Genomic DNA, 16,758 nt, shown 5'->3' with positions numbered 1-16,758 from the left:
CTCCATCTGTAGGAGCGAGGCTTGCCCGCGATGACGATTGAACATTCGACGCAGCAGTGAGGGTCATGCAGCGGCTACAGATGGTGTTGAACCTTATTTCTGCATCAGCGCTTCCGAAGCGGCCAGGTAAGCGGCCTGGAATTCCGGGCTTTCGATCCAGGCCAGGGCGCCGGCTTCGTCGGTTTCGGTGGACCACTGGCGGTACTCGATCAGGGCGGCAAGGATAAAGTCCATGGCACCTTCCTCGCCTTCCTGCTCGTAGACGATCTCCAGCAGCGGGTCTTCCAGGAACGCCGCGCACATCGCCTGCTGGCTGGTCTTCTCGGCGTCGATCATCTTCTTGAACAGTTCGGTCAGGTCCACCGATTCAAAGTCGATGCGGTCGTCATTCGGGTCCAGCTCCACCGGGGCGGCGTTGCGCTGGGTGCGGTTCTGCTTGGCCTTGGTTTTCGCCCGCTGGGCTCTTTTGTGTTGCTTGTTCGCAGATGCCATGGGCGTCGTACCTTTTGCGCAAATAGGAGGGCCGGGCATCGATACTGCGTCCGGCCTGGCTTTGAGGCGGCAGAGGATGCCAGTAAATGCGCCGCCTGGCACGCTCAACGGCTACCGCTGATCAGGCGTCCCGGCGCATCCATGGGCAGCGCCGCATGTTGCAGCCAGGCCAGGGCGATCGGCCACAGGCGGTCCTGGTAATGGCTGCGGAAAAACGCGAAGTGCCCGACTTCCTGCTCACCGATGTCCCGGGGCTCGATACGCCAATGGCGGCGTTGGCTGGCCGTGAAATAGTCCAGCAGGCGCTCGATGGCCGGCACGGTGCCGTAAGGGTCGTCGCTGATGCTGATGGCCAGCAGCTGCGCCTTGACCCGGGCGAAGGGCAGCGCCGGGTCCCGGCGCGCCAGATGGCGCCCGCTGGGCCGGCGTTGATAGTGCGCAGTGGGTGTGGCCCAGTCGCGCACCACGCCGGCGGGGGTGTCCTCCAGCCAGCCCAGGCGCTTGCCGGGAAAGTAGCCATAAATCGCCGTCAGCAGCGGCATCACGACATGCCATTTGCCCAGCATGCGCCAGCGGCTTTCCGGGGCGTAATCGCGCCAGTAGGCGAACTGCGCGCCCACGGTCACCACGCGGCGGATCAACTGCCCGGACGCCCCCAGTCCCGCCGCGCAACCGCCGAAGCTGTGCCCGACCACATCGATGGGCTGGCCGGGGAATTCCCGCTGTGCGCGTTGCAGCATGGCTTCGAAGTCCAGGCTGCCCCAGTCCGACCAGGATGCCTTCAACTTGCGCATCGAGGCCGGCCGCGACTCGCCGATGCCACGGTAGTCGTAGGTGATGACGTCGAAGCCATGGCTGAACAGGTAATCGGCGAACCGCGAGTAGTGCCGGCAGCGCACGGAAGTGGCCGCATTGATGATCACCACCGGGCGTGCCGGGTCCGGTTCGGCATGGCGCCAGGTGAAGCCGCCCAGCATGAAGCCGTCGGCGGCGGGTTCGCGGAAGGCCGTGCCGGGGCTGCTGGCGGTGCTGGCCGGGTGCAGGGACGAAGGCGGGGATTGCACGGTCATCGGCGCTATTCCTTTGCGGGCGAAAAGGCGTGTCGGCTCTTTTTGGGTGCAAGCATTAATAACCGCCTTGTCCGCGCCCTGGCAACCGCCGGGATAGGCGCCGCTGCTAGGTACTTTTGGTTAAAAGCCTCACACCGAATCGATCTAAACAGCCCTAAATCGGGGCGTACACTGACTAACAAGGCCTGCGGGCAAGCCGCCTGACGGGCTTTTCATTCGAGCATCGCTTGCTGAAACGAGGCTGAGCCATTCGAGAGGAAAGGGGAGACCCGGACGCTACCGCGCTGGGGCCGGACTCTTGGCGGTGGCATCCCATTCAGTGGTTCGAGACGAACCGGGAGTGCTCATCATGAAATCCTTTTTTTCGTGTGTCGTAACAGGCGTTCTCGCGGCGTTCCTGTCCCTCGCGCCGTTCAGCGTACAGTCCGCCACCCCCAGCAACGAACCCATCGACCCGGCGGGCGTGCAGCTGGAGCCTCAACAGCAGAACGGCATTACCTATCTGTCCGGCGGTATCGGCCTGGATGAGTCGCGGGCGCTCTTGCAGACCAAGGGGTACAACCTGCACATGACCTTTTCCGTCGGCCCGGAAAACAAATACACCTCGGATGTCGACCTGGCGATCCAGAATCCGCAAGGGCAATCGATCCTGACCCTGAATCAGGTGGGTCCGATCGTCTTTGTGCAACTGCCGGCCGGCAAGTACCAGGTTGTCGCCACCCGTGGCGGGCGTACCGAGCGCAACACGGTGGATATGAAGGCAGCGGGCATTCGCGACCTCAACCTGCATTGGAATGAAGGTTATTGAGCGAGGAGGAGGGGCGCAGATAAGTGCCAGTTAATCGCAGGCAATAAAAAACCCCTGAATCTTGCGATTCAGGGGTTTCGGTATTAGTGGTGCCCAGAGACGGAATCGAACCGCCGACACGGGGATTTTCAATCCCCTGCTCTACCGACTGAGCTATCTGGGCAACGGGGCGCATTAAACGGGTTTTTCGGGGGGGCGTCAAGCAAGTTTTGAAAAAAAGTTTAATTATTACCGCCGCTTACGTTCCCGCCCCGATTTGAGCAGGATTATTCGGATGGCGGCACGTAGCCGTCGGCCTTGGCGTATTCCTCGCCGGAGAAGAACTTGTCCATCTCGCCCTGCAGGTATTTGCGGTCTTCGGCGTTCATCATGTTCAGGCGTTTTTCGTTGATCAGCAGGGTCTGGTGTTTCTGCCAGTCGGCCCAGGCCTTGGCGGACACATGCTCGAAAATTTCCTGGCCCTTGGCGCCCGGATACGGAGGACGCTCCAGGCCCGGCAATTGTTCTTTGTACTTGCGGCACATCACGGTGCGGGTCATTGCAACTCTCCTGCGTTCAATACGTCGGCCGCGCGTTTGAGCAGTTTTTTCACCGGGGCGGCAAGGCCCAGGCGCGGCGGGGTGGCGAGGTTATACCAGAGCCAGTCGGCCTCGGCCACGTGATGGGCGGCTGCCTGGACCTGCACCAGCCAGGGCTCGATGGCCAACTGGAAGTGACTGAAGGTGTGCACCAGCCCGGGCATTTCCTGTTGCTTGCCCAGCTCCAGCGAGTGCTGCGAAGCCAGGTGTTCCAGGTCCGCCAGGTCGTCCAGCTCCGGCAGGCTCCACAAACCGCCCCACAGGCCGCTGGAGGGCCGGCGGTACAGCAGGATGGCGCCTTCGTGGTTGGCCAGCATCGGCATCAGCGTGCGTTTCTGTGGCACTTCCTTGCGTGGCTTGGGGATCGGGTAGCGGGTTTCCAGACCCAGCATGTGCGCTTCGCAGCCTCTTTCCAGGGGGCACAGCAGGCAGCTGGGTTTGCTTCGGGTGCAGAGGGTGGCGCCCAGGTCCATCATCGCCTGGGTGTAGTGGTTCACCCGGGTCTGCGGGGTGAAGCGCTCGGCCGCGGCCCACAGCTGCTTGGCCACCTTGGGTTCGCCCGGGTAACCCTCCTGCGCGGTAAAGCGTGCCAGCACCCGCTTGACGTTACCGTCGAGGATCGGCGCGCGCAGGCCCATGCTGATGCTGGCGATGGCGCCAGCGGTGGACAGGCCGATGCCCGGCAGCTCGGTGAGTTTTTCCACGTCGCGGGGAAACTCGCCGCCGTACTCGGCGACCACGATCTTCGCGGTCTTTTGCAGGTTGCGCGCGCGGGTGTAGTAGCCCAGGCCGGTCCACAGGTGCAGCACTTCGTCTTCCGGCGCGGCGGCCAGGGCTTGAACGGTTGGCAGCGAGGCCATGAACCGGTCGAAGTAATTGAGCACGGTGCTGACCTGGGTCTGCTGCAACATGATTTCCGAGACCCAGACCCGATACGGGTTGATCTCCTGCTGCCAGGGCAGGTCATGGCGGCCATGGCGGTCGTACCAGTCCAGTACCGCCGGTGCGAACTGCTCGGCCCTCATCGTTTGAACAGCCCTTTGAGTGCGTTTTTCAGTTCCGGGCTGACCTTGTCGCCGAGTTTTTCATCGAGTTTTTCGCTGAGGCGATCGCCGGCCAGCTTGGCTGCGACCTGACCCAGGCCGTCGCGGTCCAGGCGGCAAGCCTTGGCGCCCAGTTCCAGCGGGCCGCGGCAGCGCAGCGGCAGTTCGATGCCGACAAAACGTTCGCCGACCTGGCAGGCCGGGTCCGGCATGTCGCTCTTGTCGCCTTCGACGACTATGCCGACGCGGTAATCCATGCCCAGCACGCGCAGGTCGATGTCGCCATTGCCTTTGACGCTCATGCCCGGGATGCGCACTTTCAGGTCCGGGTTGTTGGCCACGCCGTTGCGCAGGGTCAGGTTGCCCTTGAGTTCCTGGAAGGGGGTGTCCTTGCCCCGCGGCTCGCTGCTCAGGGTCTTGCGGTTCAGCGTGGCGATGCCCTGGCACACTTGCTGTTCGAGGTTGGCATTGAGCAGCACACCGTTGTTGACGACGAAGCTGGCGTTGCCGTTGAGGCTGTCGACCAGCGCCTTCTGGCTGTTGCCGCTGCTGGTCAGGTTGCTGTCGAGGGTCACCAGGCCCTTGACCGGTGGGGTCTGCCCCTGGCTTTCCAGGATGCGCTCCACCGGTACCCGGTTGATCCTGGTCTGCAGGCTCAGCTGTGGCGTCGGCTGACGCACGTCGAGGTTGCCGTTGGCTTCGAAGCTGCCGTTGTACAGCTCGCCGCGCAGGCCTTCGAGTGTCAGCAGGCCGCCCTGGCTGTTGGCTTTGAGCGTGGCGTTCTGGATCGGCAGCTTGTCCAGGGTCAGCTGGCCGAAGCTCAGGTCGGCGTCCACATCCAGCTTGCTCAGGCGTTCCACCGGCAGCAGGCGCTCGGTGCTCCAGGCGCCCTTGGTTGGCGCGTCCGGCAGCGGCGAGTTGCCGGCCCCGGCGACGGCGCTGGCTTCGCTGCTCTGCACTTCGGCCTTGCGCGCCACCGCGGCGCTGTTGGCTTCGGCGGACTTCGGCGGCAGGTAGCGGTCGACGTTGAAGGTGTCGGCCTTGAGCTGGGCGCGCAGCGATTGCTTGGCCAGGTCTTCGACCGCCAGGCGGCCGCTGAAGCTGCTGTCGTCGAGTTTCAGGTTGATGTTTTCCAGGGCGATGCTGTTCGGCGTGGCGGACAGGCGGCTGACCAGTTCGACCTTGCTCAGGCTGCCTTCGGCCATGGCCGGCAGGGTCTGGCCGATGCTGTCGACGAACTTGGCCAGGTCGAACTGGGCGATGGAGATACCGCCGTTGAGCTGCGGGGTCTTGTCCAGGTCGTTGACCTTGAGTTCGCCGATGGCGCGCAGCTGGTTGAGCGAGAGCTTCAGGCTGTTCCATTCGGCGACGTTGGCGGCCTGGTCCAGCAGCAGCTGGCCCTGGGCGGCGAAGGTCAGGGTCTTGCCTTGCAGCGGATCGCCGGCGGCTTCGCCGGACAGCTTCATGTCTTCGAACTGATAGCGCTTGAGCACGCGGTCGAAGCGCAGCTCGCCCTTCAACTCGGTGCGCACGCGCACGGCCGGCTGGGTGCTGGCGAGGAAGGCGGTGAGCTTGACCGGGGTATTGGTCGCTTCGTGGATCGGGCCGGTGCTCAGTTGGATGCTTTCGGCGGTGAACTGCTTGCCGCTCTGTTCGTCGTTGTATTCCACCCGGGCGTTGTTCACGGTCAGGCTGTCGATATCCAGGCGGATCGGCTGCGCCGGTTTTTCCGGGCTGGCCGGGGTCGCGGCGGTGGTGTCGCCGGTGCTGGTGGCCGGGGTCGCGGCCTGCTTGTCGGCGGGGGCGATCTTGCCGATGTCTTCCCAGTTGCCGTGCCCGTCCTTGTCGCGGGTCAGGCGCAGGTTCAGGCCTTCGACACGCACATCGCTCATCTGCACTTCGCGGCGCAGCAGCGGCAGCACGCGGACCGACAGACCGAGCATCTGCAGGTCGGCGAACGGCTGGGTCGGGTTGGCCAGGGTGGCGACGCCGGCTTCATGCAGTTCGAGGCCGAGCCAGGGGAACAGGCTCCAGCCGATATCGCCATTGAGCGTCAGCTCGATGTGGGCCTTGTCGCGGGCTATCTGGCGAATTTCTTCTTTGTAGTCGTTGGGATCAAACAGGTGAGTCAGGGCGAAGCCGAGAGCCACGATGATCAGCAACAGCCCGAGAAGTACCAGACCCAGGATTTTGCCGAACGCTTTCATGGGCGAGTCCTTGTAGTGTCGAATTCGAATTTAGCCAGGGAGTATAACGCCCCGGGCCTGGCCACTGGTCACTGATCGCTTTGCAGCACATCCAGCGGTATCTGCAGCTTGGCCGCCAGCGCCTGGGCTTCGAGGTGCCCGGCGGGGGCCAGCAGGTGCAAGGTGGCGTCATGCAGGGCGGCCATTTTCTGTGCTTCGCTCACCAGTCGCTCGGCCACGCCACGACGCCGGGTGATCTTGCGCACGCACAACTGGGACAGGTGCCAGACGCCTGGGTGCCGTTGCAGGCGGGCGGCGCCCAGCAGGCGGTCGTTGAAGCGCCCGGCGATCAGGCTGCCGTCGCCCAGGGCGGTTTCGATCAGCTCCTGGTCATCGCGCTGCGGCGCGAACAGCCAGGGCGGGGCATCGCGGTAGATCTTCTGCAGGTCCTGCTGATCCTGATAGCTGGCTTGTTTCAGCGACTCGACAACGATGGGCATGGGGGATCCTGTGCAGAGCGAAGGAATGGCTGGCCATTATCGACAGCAGCGCGCGGGCTGGCGAGGGGCAGGCATCGTCGACGGGGCCGCGCAGGCTTCTGTAGGAGCGAGGCTTGCCCGCGAAGCGTTCTGCCTGACACACCGCATAACGCCCATCGCCGGCAAGCCTGGCTCCTACAGAGGCGTTCTTGCCGTCTTGCGGAGCAGATGATGCGGAAAAGGTGATGGCAGTTTGCTTTTTCTGTCACGAGCAAATGGTAATCTCTCGCAGTTCATCTGCCCTTCTGCGACCAAAAGTCGCACTCTATGGAGCTTCACTCGATAAAACGGCCACGTCTGCGTGCAAAGGTCGTGGGTGGAGAGTGGCCGGCGAATAATTCCAATAATTGGGGGAAACACTCATGAGCACTAGCACCGAGGCGGGCGTCATTGCCGCCCAGCCGGCGTTCTTGTCCAAAGAACGCATCATCGCCAAGCCCGGTTTCAACCGTTGGCTGGTTCCACCGGCCGCTCTGGCCATCCACCTGTGCATCGGCATGGCCTACGGCTTCTCGGTGTTCTGGTTGCCGCTGTCCAAGGCCCTGGGCGTTACCGCTCCGCTGGCCTGCGCCCCGGACATGAGCTTTATCGCTCAGGTCTTTTCGTCCCAGTGCGACTGGCCGATCTCGATGCTCGGCTGGATCTACACCCTGTTCTTCATCTTCCTCGGCTGCTCCGCGGCGGTCTGGGGCGGCTGGCTGGAACACGCCGGCCCGCGCAAGGCCGGTGTGGTGTCGGCGCTGTGCTGGTGCGGCGGCCTGCTGATTTCGGCGCTGGGTATCTATACCCACCAGATCTGGCTGATGTGGCTCGGCTCCGGCGTGATCGGCGGTATCGGCCTGGGCCTGGGCTACATCTCGCCGGTGTCGACCCTGATCAAGTGGTTCCCGGACAAGCGCGGCATGGCCACCGGCATGGCGATCATGGGCTTCGGCGGTGGCGCGATGGTCGGTGCGCCGCTGGCGGCGGCACTGATGAGTCACTTCGCTTCGCCAACCGGTGTTGGCGTCTGGCAGAGCTTCCTGGTGATGGCGGCGATCTACTTCGTGTTCATGATCGGTGGCGCGCTGTCGTACCGCGTGCCGCCGACCGGCTGGAAGCCCGAGGGCTGGACTCCGCCGGCGAAAAAAGCCGCGAACGCGATGATCACCCACCGTCACGTGCATGTGAACGTGGCCTGGAAAACCCCGCAGTTCCGCCTGGTATGGCTGGTGCTGTGCCTGAACGTTTCCGCCGGTATCGGCATCCTCGGCATGGCTTCGCCGCTGTTGCAGGAAGTCTTCGCCGGCAAGCTGCTGGGCAACGAGCTGGCCTTCGGTCAGCTGGATGCTTCGCAGCTGGCGGCGATCGCGGCGATCGCCGCCGGCTTCACCGGCCTGCTGAGCCTGTTCAATATCGGTGGTCGTTTCTTCTGGGCCTCGTTCTCAGACTACCTGGGCCGCAAGAACACTTACTTCGTGTTCTTCGCCTTGGGCTTTGCCCTGTATGCGCTGATCCCGAACCTGGGGCATCTGGGCAACGTCGCGCTGTTCGTGGCGGCGTTCTGCATCATCCTGTCGATGTACGGCGGCGGTTTCGCCACGGTTCCGGCCTACCTGGCGGACCTGTTCGGCACCCAGATGGTGGGCGCGATCCACGGTCGTCTGCTCACCGCCTGGGCGGCGGCAGGCGTGCTTGGCCCGGTGCTGGTGAACTACCTGCGTGAGTATCAGTTGAGCATCGGTGTCGAGCGCGCCGCGGCCTACGACATCACCCTGTACATCCTCGCCGGCCTGCTGGTGCTGGGTTTCCTGTGCAACCTGCTGGTGCGTCCGGTGGCCGACAAGTACTTCATGACCGACGCCGAGCTGGCCGCCGAACAGGCGCTGGGCCATGACAAGGGCGCGGACAGCAGCACGGTGCTGGAGTGGAAAGCCTCGTCCGGCAGCGTGCCGTTGGCGGTCGCCGCCTGGCTGGTGGTGGGCATTCCGCTGGCGTGGGGCGTGTGGGTCACCCTGCAGAAGACCGCGGTGTTGTTCCACTAAGGCTTCGCTGGCAAGGATGTAGCCGCTGCCGAAGGCTGCGATAAGGTCCGCAGGACTTTCAGCGATTTCAGGATCGCCACGGCCATTCCGGCCGATCGCAGCCTGTGGCAGTGGCTACAGGTTGCATATTGCTTGTCATGACAGGTACAACCCCGGCTTTATTGGGTTGCGCCCGTCAGGATCTTGTCCTGCGTGTTCCTGTTTAGCCGCCGTCCGGCCTATAATGATCGCCTTTTTCGCCCAATGATTTTGCGGAGCTGGTGATGGCCGAACGTAAGGCGTCCGTCGAGCGCGACACTCTGGAAACCCAGATCAAAGCCTCGATCAACCTGGATGGCACCGGAAAGGCCCGATTCGATATCGGGGTTCCCTTCCTTGAGCACATGCTGGACCAGATCGCCCGTCACGGGCTGATCGACCTGGATATCGAAAGCAAAGGCGACCTGCATATCGACGACCACCACACCGTGGAAGACGTCGGTATCACCCTGGGTCAGGCCTTCACCAAAGCCATCGGCGACAAGAAGGGCATCCGTCGCTACGGCCACGCCTACGTGCCGCTCGATGAAGCGCTGTCGCGCGTGGTGATCGACTTCTCCGGCCGTCCTGGCCTGCAGATGCATGTGCCTTATACCCGCGCCACCGTGGGCGGCTTCGATGTCGACCTGTTCCAGGAATTCTTCCAGGGCTTCGTCAACCACGCCAACGTCACCCTGCACATCGACAACCTGCGTGGGCACAACACCCACCACCAGATCGAAACCGTGTTCAAGGCTTTCGGCCGCGCGCTGCGCATGGCCGTGGAGCTGGATGACCGCATGGCCGGGCAGATGCCTTCGACCAAGGGCGTGCTGTAATGCAGACGGTCGCGGTTATCGATTACGGCATGGGCAACCTGCACTCGGTGGCCAAGGCCCTCGAGCACGTCGGCGCCGGCAAGGTGCTGATCACCAGCGATGCCAATGTGATTCGCGAAGCCGACCGGGTGGTATTCCCCGGCGTCGGCGCGATTCGCGACTGCATGGCGGAGATCCGTCGCCTGGGCTTCGACGCGCTGGTACGTGAAGTCAGCCAGGACCGTCCGTTCCTCGGCATCTGCGTGGGCATGCAAGCCTTGCTCGACCACAGCGAAGAGAACGACGGCGTCGACTGCATCGGCCTGTTCCCCGGCCAGGTGAAGTTCTTCGGCAAAGACCTGCATGAAGACGGCGAACACCTGAAAGTCCCGCACATGGGCTGGAACGAAGTGAAACAGGCGGTGAGCCATCCGCTGTGGCACAACATCCCGGACCTGGCGCGCTTCTACTTCGTGCACAGCTACTACATCGCCGCCGGCAACGCGCGGCAGGTGGTCGGTAGCGGTCACTACGGCGTTGATTTCGCCGCGGCGCTGGCCGAAGGTTCGCGTTTCGCCGTGCAGTTCCACCCGGAGAAAAGCCATACCCATGGCCTGCAATTGCTGCAGAACTTCGCAGCGTGGGACGGTCGCTGGTAAATGGCGGTCAAGAAGGCTAAAGCGCCGATCCTGACCCTCACCCCCGAGCAGGAGAGTGAGGCCAATCACAAGATCCAGCGCTTCATGGAAGATCGCTTCGAGCTCGACCTGGGCTCGTTCGAGGCAGCCGAGATTCTTGAACTGTTTACCCGCGAAATTGCTCCGCACTATTACAACAGGGCGATTTTCGATGTGCAGACCCAGCTCAAAGAGCGGTTCGAAAGCATCGAAAGCGACCTGTGGGCGCTCGAGAAAAGCAGCTGAAAGCTTCGAGCTTCAAGCTGTAAGAGAGAAACATACACACGCATGCTGGCAGCTTGTGGCTTGCAGCTTGCAGCTCTTTTTACGAAGGAAAAAGCATGCTGATTATCCCCGCTATCGATCTCAAAGACGGTGCCTGTGTACGTCTGCGCCAGGGCCGCATGGAAGATTCCACGGTGTTCTCCGATGACCCGGTGAGCATGGCTGCCAAGTGGGTGGAGGGCGGCTGCCGCCGTCTGCATCTGGTCGACCTGAACGGCGCCTTCGAAGGCCAGCCGGTCAACGGTGAAGTGGTCACCGCCATCGCCAAGCGCTACCCGAACCTGCCGATCCAGATCGGTGGCGGCATCCGTTCGCTGGAAACCATCGAGCACTACGTCAAGGCCGGCGTGAGCTACGTGATCATCGGCACCAAGGCGGTGAAAGAGCCGGAATTCGTCGCCGAAGCCTGCCGCGCCTTCCCGGGCAAGGTGATCGTCGGCCTGGACGCCAAGGACGGCTTCGTCGCCACCGACGGCTGGGCCGAGGTCAGCAGCGTGCAGGTCATCGACCTGGCCAAGCGCTTCGAAGCCGACGGCGTGTCCGCCATCGTTTATACCGACATCGCCAAAGACGGCATGATGCAGGGCTGCAACGTACCCTTCACCGCTGCCCTGGCCGCTGCCACCAAAATCCCGGTGATCGCTTCCGGTGGTATCCACAACCTGGGCGACATCAAGGCCCTGCTGGACGCCAAGGCTCCGGGGATCATCGGCGCCATCACTGGCCGCGCGATTTATGAGGGCACTCTGGATGTGGCTGAGGCTCAGGCCTTTTGTGATGGCTACGCGGCCAGCTCCAAGTCGTAAGCTGCAAGCTGCAAGTTAAGAGCGCGAACGCGATCCGCTCTTTCTTGCAGCTTGAAGCTTGAAGCTTGCAACTCGAGGATTAACCATGGCTTTAGCCAAACGCATAATTCCCTGCCTCGATGTCGACAACGGCCGGGTGGTCAAGGGCGTCAAGTTCGAGAACATCCGTGACGCCGGCGACCCGGTGGAAATCGCCCGTCGCTACGACGAGCAGGGCGCGGACGAGATTACCTTTCTCGACATCACTGCCAGCGTCGATGGCCGTGACACCACGCTGCATACCGTCGAACGCATGGCCAGCCAGGTGTTCATCCCGCTGACCGTCGGCGGTGGCGTGCGTACCGTGCAGGACATCCGCAACCTGCTCAACGCCGGTGCGGACAAGGTCTCGATCAACACCGCGGCGGTGTTCAACCCCGAGTTCGTCGGCGAAGCGGCGCAGCATTTCGGCTCGCAGTGCATCGTCGTCGCCATCGATGCGAAGAAGGTGTCCGGGCCGGGCGAAACCCCGCGCTGGGAGATCTTCACCCACGGCGGGCGCAAGCCTACCGGGCTGGACGCGGTGGAGTGGGCGAAGAAGATGGAAGGCCTGGGCGCCGGCGAAATCCTGCTGACGAGCATGGACCAGGACGGCATGAAGAACGGCTTCGACCTGGGGGTGACCCGCGCCATCAGCGATGCCCTGGGCATTCCGGTGATCGCCTCGGGCGGTGTCGGCAACCTGCAGCACCTGGCCGACGGCATCCTCGAAGGCCACGCCAGCGCGGTGCTGGCGGCGAGCATCTTCCACTTCGGCGAGTACACCGTGCCCGAGGCCAAGGCCTACATGGCACACCGCGGTATCGTCGTAAGATAGCCACTGGACAGCATGGCGGGCTCGCGGCACTCTGGAGCACGCCATGGATTCCGGTAGCCCGTCATGTTCAAACGTCTTCTTCTTGTCCTTGCCAGCGCTTCGGTTCTCTTCGCCGCAAGCGCTCGCGCAGCGCAAACACCGGACACCTCCCTGGTGCTGCTGACGGAAAACTTCCCCCCCTACAACATGGCCAAGAACGGCAAGAACTTCGCCCAGGGCGAGAATATCAACGGCATCGCCGTGGATATCGTCCGCGAAATGTTCAAGCGCGCCGGAATCAACTACAGCCTGACCCTGCGTTTTCCCTGGGAGCGCATCTACAAGCTCGCCCTGGAGCAGCCGGGGTATGGCGTGTTTGTCACGGCGCGGCTGCCGGACCGGGAGCCGCTGTTCAAATGGGTCGGCCCTATCGGCCCGGATGACTGGATCCTGCTGGCCCGGGACGACAGCAAGATCGCCCTGCAATCCCTGGAGCAGGCGCGCAAATACCGGATCGGCGCCTACAAGGGCGACGCCATCGCCGAGACCCTGGCCAAGCAAGGGCTCAAGCCGCAGGTGGTGCTGAAGGACCAGGACAACGCCAGGAAGCTGGTCGGCGGCCAGATCGATCTATGGGCCACCGGCGACCCCGCCGGGCGTTACCTGGCCAGGCAGGAAGGCGTGACCGGGCTCAAGACCGTGCTGCGCTTCCACAGCGCCCAGCTGTACCTGGCGCTGAACAAAGAAGTGCCGGACGAGACCGTCGCCCGGCTGCAGGCCGCGCTGGACCAACTGCGCGAAGAAGGCGTGGTGGAAGAGATCATGGGCCGCTACCTGTAGGCAGACGCAGCTGAATATCGCGGGCAAGCCTCGCTCCTACGGATTCAGGTCGTTTGCGGTAATTGCGTCTGGCACGGCTCCTGTAGGAGCGAGGCTTGCCCGCGATGCATTCGAACGTCCGCCGCCAATCCTCAGCGGTAAACCCCATCCTTGCCGTGCCCAACCATCGCCCTGTTGCTGCGCACGCTGATCATCAACTCGATATCGATCCAGTCGATGCCCTGGGCCTTGAGCCTGGGCAGTTCGCGTTCGAGCACGGCCAGGGTCTGCGGGTAGGGATGGCCGATCATCACCGCCGAACCCTGCTTGCGCGCCAGGTCGATCGCGGTCTGCAACTGGTGGCCGATGGCGGCTTCGGTGCGTTCGTCGTCGAGGAACACATCGCGGGACACACTGGCCAGGCCGATCTTCTGCGCTTCGGCGGCGGCCACGGTCTTGGCGCTGGTGCGGCTGTCGACAAAGAACTTGTGGCGGCGCTGCAACTCGGCCATCAGCCAGGCCATGGCCTGGGGCTGGGAGGTCATGCGGCTGCCCATGTGGTTGTTGATGCCACTGGTGTAGGGCACGGCCTTGAAGGCGGCGTTGAGGCGTCTTTCCAGCTCTTCGATGGGCAGCTCGGGGTGCCAGGCGAAGGGGCCGGTGGCCGGATCCATGGGCATGTGCAGGATGACGATCTTGCCGGCGCGATGGGCTTCGCGGGCGAATTCGGCGGCGTGGGGCGTGTCGGGCATGATCGCCGTGGTCACCGGGCCGGGCAGGGCGAGTACGCGGCGATCGCGGGGCAGGTTCTGCCCGAGATCGTCGATGATCAGGCTCAGGTAGGCCTTGCGCGCAGCGGGCTCGGCGGCCTGGGTCGAGGTGAAGGCGAGAAGGCACAGAAGCCCGATCATGAGCCTCCACGACAACCGTGGGTGGGGTTGGCGTTGGTTGGTCAGGATTTGAAGCATAGGGTTCGGGTAAGGCCTTGGCGGGGTGTGGCGATCATGATGACGCCATCGCGAGCAAGCTTCGCTCCTACAGAGGAGGCGGCGGGCTTGCTCGCGATGGGTTCCATCACTTGCTGCGGGTGATGCTCAAGCCCTTGAGCAGGCTGAGGGCCTGGGCCAGCTGGTAGTCGTCGTCCTGCGGCATCGGCTTGGGCTTGCTGCCGGAAGCGGTCGGCTTGTCGGCGCCGCCGTTGCCATTGCCCAGGTGACCTTGCAGGTCGGCTTCCTTGAAGTACTCGTTGTCCTGCGCCTCGTTGGTGATCTTGGCGCGGCGCACCTCGATGTCCGGCACGATGCCCTGGGCCTGGATCGAGCGGCCGTTCGGGGTGAAGTACAGCGCGGTGGTGATCTTCAGCGCACGGTCATTGTTCAGCGGCAGCACGGTTTGCACCGAGCCCTTGCCGAAGCTGGTGGTGCCCATCAGCACCGCGCGTTTCTGGTCCTGCAGGGCGCCGGCGACGATCTCCGAAGCCGAGGCGCTGCCACCGTTGATCAGCACCACCATCGGTACCGCTTCGCTTTCGTCCTTGCCAGTGGCGGAGAAGCGCAGCTCGGAGTTGGCGATGCGGCCCTTGGTATAGACGATCAGGCCCTTGGTGATGAAGTGGTCGACCACTTCCACCGCCGACTGCAGCACGCCGCCCGGGTTGTTGCGCAGGTCGAGGATGATGCCGTTGAGCTTCTTGCCGTTGTCCTTGCGCAGCTTGGCCAGGGCCTTGGAGACTTCCTCGCCGGTCTTGACCTGGAACTGGGTGATGCGGATATAGCCGTAGCCCGACTCCAGCAGTTGGCTCTTCACGCTCTTCACCTGGATGGTAGCGCGGGCCAGGGTCACGTCGAACGGCGCACCGCCGTCGCGGACCAGGGTCAGGGTGATTTTCTGGCCGATCTTGCCGCGCATCTTGTCCACGGCTTCGGTCATGCTCTGGCCACGGGTCGGCTGGCCGTTGATCTTGACGATCAGGTCGCCGGCCTGGATGCCGGCCTTGGACGCCGGGGTGTCGTCGATCGGCGACACCACCTTGATGATGCCGTCCTCGGCGCCGACTTCGATGCCCAGGCCGCCAAATTCGCCGCTGGTGCTTTCCTGCAGCTCGGCGAAGTCTTCAGGGCCAAGGTAGGCCGAATGCGGGTCGAGGTTGCTGAGCATGCCCTTGATGGCGTTTTCCAGCAGGGTCTTGTCGTCGACGGGTTCGACATAGGCGGCCTTGATCCGGTCCATGACCTCGGCGAAGGTGCGCAGCTCTTCGAGCGGCAATGGCGCCTTGGTGGTCGTGGCGGCTGTCGATTGAGCGGTTTCGGCGGCAAACGCCAGGGGCGCACCGATCACCAGAGCGATCGTCAGGGCCAGCGAGGTGAGGCGGGACAAATGCAGCATGTCGAACGAACTCCTGAATGAGATGGCGCGCTTATCCTTGCGCGCGGCACCATTGTGCCGGGTCGCTTGGGCGACCCTGCTGGCGAATAGCGAAGTACAGTGCAGGCGCGCCCTGGCCGCCACTGCTACCCACAGTGGAGATGGACTCGCCGGCCTTGACCACATCGCCTGCTTCTTTAAGCAGCGTCTGGTTGTGTCCGTAGAGGCTCAAGTAGCCGTTGCCATGGTCGAGGATCACCAGCAGGCCGGCGCCGCGCAACCAGTCGGCGAACACGACGCGGCCGCCGTGGACGGCATGCACCTGGCTGCCGGCCGAGGCGCTGATCATCACCCCGTCCCACTTGGTCCGGGCATCGTCGCCGCGGCTTTCGCCGAAGCGCGCCAGCAGTCGACCATCAACCGGCCATGGAAGTTTTCCCCGGGATGAAGCAAAAGGGCCTCCATAGGAGGCGCCTGCGCTGGAAACCAAGGGGCCGGGCGCCGCTCGGGGCGGCTTGCGCGGGCTGTCGTCGGCACTGGCCTGGGCCTCACGCAAACGCTTTTTTTCGGCTTCCTGCTGGGCGATCAGCGCTTTCTGTCGCGCTTGCTCTGCCTCGCGGGCCTGGCGGGCCAGGGTTTCCTCGATGGTTTTCAGCACCTTGCCCAGGTCGGCCTGGTCCTGTTCGCGGGCCTTGAGCTTGTCGCCACGGGCCTTCACGTCGTCATTGAGCTTGGCCAGGGCCACCTGGCGTTCCTTGCGGACCTTGTCGAGCTCTTCGCGCTGGGTGTCGAGGCTGCTTTTCTGCACCAGCAGTTGGGCTTGCTGCAGGGAGATTTCCTTTTCGACATTGGCCAGCTGGCGCAGGGTCTCGTTGAAATTCTTCAGCTGCTCCAGACGGGCCTGGCTCAGGTAGTCGTAATAGGTCAGGGTGCGGGCGAATTTTTCCGGGTTCTGCTGGTTGAGCAGCAGCTTGAGGTACTCCTGACGGCCGTTCTGGTAGGCCGCGCGGGCCTGGATGGCGATCAGTCGTTGCTGTTCAATGCGCGCGCTCTGGAGTTTTTTTTTCTCCTCATCGAGACGCTGCAGCTCGGATTCGCTTTTCTTCAGCTCTTTCTGCAGGGCATCGACCTGCTTTTCCAGCTTGCCCATCTCGGTTTCGGTGCCGCGCAGGTCTTTCTGCACGCCGGACTTTTCTTCCTGCAGCTTGCCCAGCAGCTTTTTCAGCTCGGCAATGTCCTGACGCGTGGCGTCCAACTGCTGTTGGGTTTGCGCGCGCTCGTCGGCGAAGGCCGGTTGGAGCAGGCAGATCAGAGCTAGGGTAATCAGGGCGCGAAGCATAGAGGCGGGCGACACCAGGGAAAGGGACGGCCTAGTATGCCCGCCCCTCGCTGCAAA

At 63.5% G+C, this 16,758-nt stretch carries 17 protein-coding genes and 1 tRNA gene; 8 read left to right on the top strand and 10 right to left on the bottom strand.

The genetic code is table 11. The features are described 5' to 3' along the window. Positions 1-93 precede the first annotated feature (93 nt). Both PVZ78_RS12690 and PVZ78_RS12685 read right to left on the bottom strand, forming a co-directional pair. On the bottom strand, positions 94-492 hold the full coding sequence (locus PVZ78_RS12690) for a hypothetical protein (protein WP_009046516.1): 399 nt from the start codon (positions 490-492) through the stop codon (positions 94-96). 104 nt (positions 493-596) lie between these two features. Beyond that, positions 597-1,562 (bottom strand): alpha/beta hydrolase family protein, encoded by a 966-nt coding sequence (locus tag PVZ78_RS12685; protein WP_041985441.1) that lies wholly within the window; start codon positions 1,560-1,562, stop codon positions 597-599. 349 nt (positions 1,563-1,911) lie between these two features. Between PVZ78_RS12685 and PVZ78_RS12680 the strand changes: the two genes are divergently transcribed. Then, positions 1,912-2,370 carry a carboxypeptidase regulatory-like domain-containing protein gene (locus PVZ78_RS12680; protein WP_273828757.1) on the top strand — a complete coding sequence of 153 codons (459 nt, stop codon included), beginning with the start codon at positions 1,912-1,914 and terminating at the stop codon, positions 2,368-2,370. An 87-nt stretch (positions 2,371-2,457) separates the two neighbouring features. Here PVZ78_RS12680 and PVZ78_RS12675 read toward each other — a convergent pair. The 5 genes from PVZ78_RS12675 to PVZ78_RS12655 form a co-directional block, all read right to left on the bottom strand. Beyond that, positions 2,458-2,533, bottom strand: a tRNA-Phe gene (locus PVZ78_RS12675). A 103-nt stretch (positions 2,534-2,636) separates the two neighbouring features. Next, the gene (locus PVZ78_RS12670; protein ID WP_007921798.1) at positions 2,637-2,909 is read right to left on the bottom strand and encodes an oxidative damage protection protein; all 273 of its coding nucleotides are present in this window, start codon (positions 2,907-2,909) and stop codon (positions 2,637-2,639) included. Next, the gene (gene mutY / locus PVZ78_RS12665; RefSeq protein ID WP_016702603.1) at positions 2,906-3,973 is read right to left on the bottom strand and encodes an A/G-specific adenine glycosylase; all 1,068 of its coding nucleotides are present in this window, start codon (positions 3,971-3,973) and stop codon (positions 2,906-2,908) included. Before mutY ends, PVZ78_RS12670 begins: the two co-directional genes overlap by 4 nt. Next, entirely contained in the window at positions 3,970-6,198 is a 2,229-nt protein-coding gene (locus PVZ78_RS12660; RefSeq protein ID WP_273828756.1) for an AsmA family protein, read from the bottom strand. Before PVZ78_RS12660 ends, mutY begins: the two co-directional genes overlap by 4 nt. 68 nt (positions 6,199-6,266) lie before the next feature. Then, positions 6,267-6,677, bottom strand: a complete 411-nt coding sequence (locus tag PVZ78_RS12655) for an acetyl-CoA sensor PanZ family protein (protein ID WP_016702605.1) — start codon at positions 6,675-6,677, stop codon at positions 6,267-6,269. A gap of 401 nt (positions 6,678-7,078) precedes the next feature. Between PVZ78_RS12655 and PVZ78_RS12650 the strand changes: the two genes are divergently transcribed. The 7 genes from PVZ78_RS12650 to PVZ78_RS12620 all read left to right on the top strand — a co-directional run bounded on the left by PVZ78_RS12650 (position 7,079) and on the right by PVZ78_RS12620 (position 13,019). Further along, positions 7,079-8,740 (top strand): OFA family MFS transporter, encoded by a 1,662-nt coding sequence (locus PVZ78_RS12650; RefSeq protein ID WP_009046522.1) that lies wholly within the window; start codon positions 7,079-7,081, stop codon positions 8,738-8,740. A 263-nt stretch (positions 8,741-9,003) separates the two neighbouring features. Continuing rightward, positions 9,004-9,597 (top strand): imidazoleglycerol-phosphate dehydratase HisB, encoded by a 594-nt coding sequence (hisB, locus tag PVZ78_RS12645; RefSeq protein ID WP_007921806.1) that lies wholly within the window; start codon positions 9,004-9,006, stop codon positions 9,595-9,597. Further along, positions 9,597-10,235: an imidazole glycerol phosphate synthase subunit HisH gene (hisH, locus tag PVZ78_RS12640; RefSeq protein ID WP_009046523.1), complete on the top strand. Its 639-nt coding sequence runs from the start codon at positions 9,597-9,599 to the stop codon at positions 10,233-10,235. The genes hisB and hisH overlap by 1 nt, the downstream gene beginning before the upstream one ends. Further along, positions 10,236-10,499 carry a DUF2164 domain-containing protein gene (locus PVZ78_RS12635; RefSeq protein WP_009046524.1) on the top strand — a complete coding sequence of 88 codons (264 nt, stop codon included), beginning with the start codon at positions 10,236-10,238 and terminating at the stop codon, positions 10,497-10,499. Positions 10,500-10,594: 95 nt separating this feature from the next. Next, positions 10,595-11,344: a 1-(5-phosphoribosyl)-5-[(5-phosphoribosylamino)methylideneamino]imidazole-4-carboxamide isomerase gene (gene hisA, locus PVZ78_RS12630; RefSeq protein WP_009046525.1), complete on the top strand. Its 750-nt coding sequence runs from the start codon at positions 10,595-10,597 to the stop codon at positions 11,342-11,344. An 85-nt stretch (positions 11,345-11,429) separates the two neighbouring features. Continuing rightward, positions 11,430-12,200, top strand: a complete 771-nt coding sequence (gene hisF / locus PVZ78_RS12625) for an imidazole glycerol phosphate synthase subunit HisF (protein WP_007921812.1) — start codon at positions 11,430-11,432, stop codon at positions 12,198-12,200. A gap of 63 nt (positions 12,201-12,263) precedes the next feature. Then, on the top strand, positions 12,264-13,019 hold the full coding sequence (locus PVZ78_RS12620) for a substrate-binding periplasmic protein (RefSeq protein ID WP_273828755.1): 756 nt from the start codon (positions 12,264-12,266) through the stop codon (positions 13,017-13,019). Positions 13,020-13,150: 131 nt separating this feature from the next. Here PVZ78_RS12620 and PVZ78_RS12615 read toward each other — a convergent pair whose 3' ends face one another. From PVZ78_RS12615 to PVZ78_RS12605, 3 genes are all read right to left on the bottom strand, one after another. Beyond that, positions 13,151-13,909 (bottom strand): divergent polysaccharide deacetylase family protein, encoded by a 759-nt coding sequence (locus PVZ78_RS12615; protein WP_273828754.1) that lies wholly within the window; start codon positions 13,907-13,909, stop codon positions 13,151-13,153. Between the two features lie 163 nt (positions 13,910-14,072). Then, complete coding sequence (locus PVZ78_RS12610; protein ID WP_009046529.1) at positions 14,073-15,383, bottom strand: S41 family peptidase; 1,311 nt, start codon at positions 15,381-15,383, stop codon at positions 14,073-14,075. Positions 15,384-15,414: 31 nt separating this feature from the next. Then, entirely contained in the window at positions 15,415-16,701 is a 1,287-nt protein-coding gene (locus PVZ78_RS12605) for a murein hydrolase activator EnvC family protein (protein WP_041985460.1), read from the bottom strand. Positions 16,702-16,758: the final 57 nt, after the last annotated feature.

Source organism: Pseudomonas sp. SBT1-2, from assembly GCF_028640875.1.
Taxonomy (GTDB): domain Bacteria; phylum Pseudomonadota; class Gammaproteobacteria; order Pseudomonadales; family Pseudomonadaceae; genus Aquipseudomonas; species Aquipseudomonas chlororaphis_I.
The sequence above is the reverse complement of the archived record's forward strand: the minus strand, read 5'-3'. Positions and strand labels throughout refer to the sequence as shown.

Bases quoted from the DNA above. Each gene is read 5' to 3' on its own strand.
- PVZ78_RS12690 (WP_009046516.1), bottom strand. From the start codon at position 492: ATGGCATCTGCGAACAAGCAACACAAAAGAGCCCAGCGGGCGAAAACC.
- PVZ78_RS12685 (WP_041985441.1), bottom strand. From the start codon at position 1,562: ATGACCGTGCAATCCCCGCCTTCGTCCCTGCACCCGGCCAGCACCGCC.
- PVZ78_RS12680 (WP_273828757.1), top strand. From the start codon at position 1,912: ATGAAATCCTTTTTTTCGTGTGTCGTAACAGGCGTTCTCGCGGCGTTC.
- PVZ78_RS12670 (WP_007921798.1), bottom strand. From the start codon at position 2,909: ATGACCCGCACCGTGATGTGCCGCAAGTACAAAGAACAATTGCCGGGC.
- mutY (WP_016702603.1), bottom strand. From the start codon at position 3,973: ATGAGGGCCGAGCAGTTCGCACCGGCGGTACTGGACTGGTACGACCGC.
- PVZ78_RS12660 (WP_273828756.1), bottom strand. From the start codon at position 6,198: ATGAAAGCGTTCGGCAAAATCCTGGGTCTGGTACTTCTCGGGCTGTTG.
- PVZ78_RS12655 (WP_016702605.1), bottom strand. From the start codon at position 6,677: ATGCCCATCGTTGTCGAGTCGCTGAAACAAGCCAGCTATCAGGATCAG.
- PVZ78_RS12650 (WP_009046522.1), top strand. From the start codon at position 7,079: ATGAGCACTAGCACCGAGGCGGGCGTCATTGCCGCCCAGCCGGCGTTC.
- hisB (WP_007921806.1), top strand. From the start codon at position 9,004: ATGGCCGAACGTAAGGCGTCCGTCGAGCGCGACACTCTGGAAACCCAG.
- hisH (WP_009046523.1), top strand. From the start codon at position 9,597: ATGCAGACGGTCGCGGTTATCGATTACGGCATGGGCAACCTGCACTCG.
- PVZ78_RS12635 (WP_009046524.1), top strand. From the start codon at position 10,236: ATGGCGGTCAAGAAGGCTAAAGCGCCGATCCTGACCCTCACCCCCGAG.
- hisA (WP_009046525.1), top strand. From the start codon at position 10,595: ATGCTGATTATCCCCGCTATCGATCTCAAAGACGGTGCCTGTGTACGT.
- hisF (WP_007921812.1), top strand. From the start codon at position 11,430: ATGGCTTTAGCCAAACGCATAATTCCCTGCCTCGATGTCGACAACGGC.
- PVZ78_RS12620 (WP_273828755.1), top strand. From the start codon at position 12,264: ATGTTCAAACGTCTTCTTCTTGTCCTTGCCAGCGCTTCGGTTCTCTTC.
- PVZ78_RS12615 (WP_273828754.1), bottom strand. From the start codon at position 13,909: ATGATCGGGCTTCTGTGCCTTCTCGCCTTCACCTCGACCCAGGCCGCC.
- PVZ78_RS12610 (WP_009046529.1), bottom strand. From the start codon at position 15,383: ATGCTGCATTTGTCCCGCCTCACCTCGCTGGCCCTGACGATCGCTCTG.
- PVZ78_RS12605 (WP_041985460.1), bottom strand. From the start codon at position 16,701: ATGCTTCGCGCCCTGATTACCCTAGCTCTGATCTGCCTGCTCCAACCG.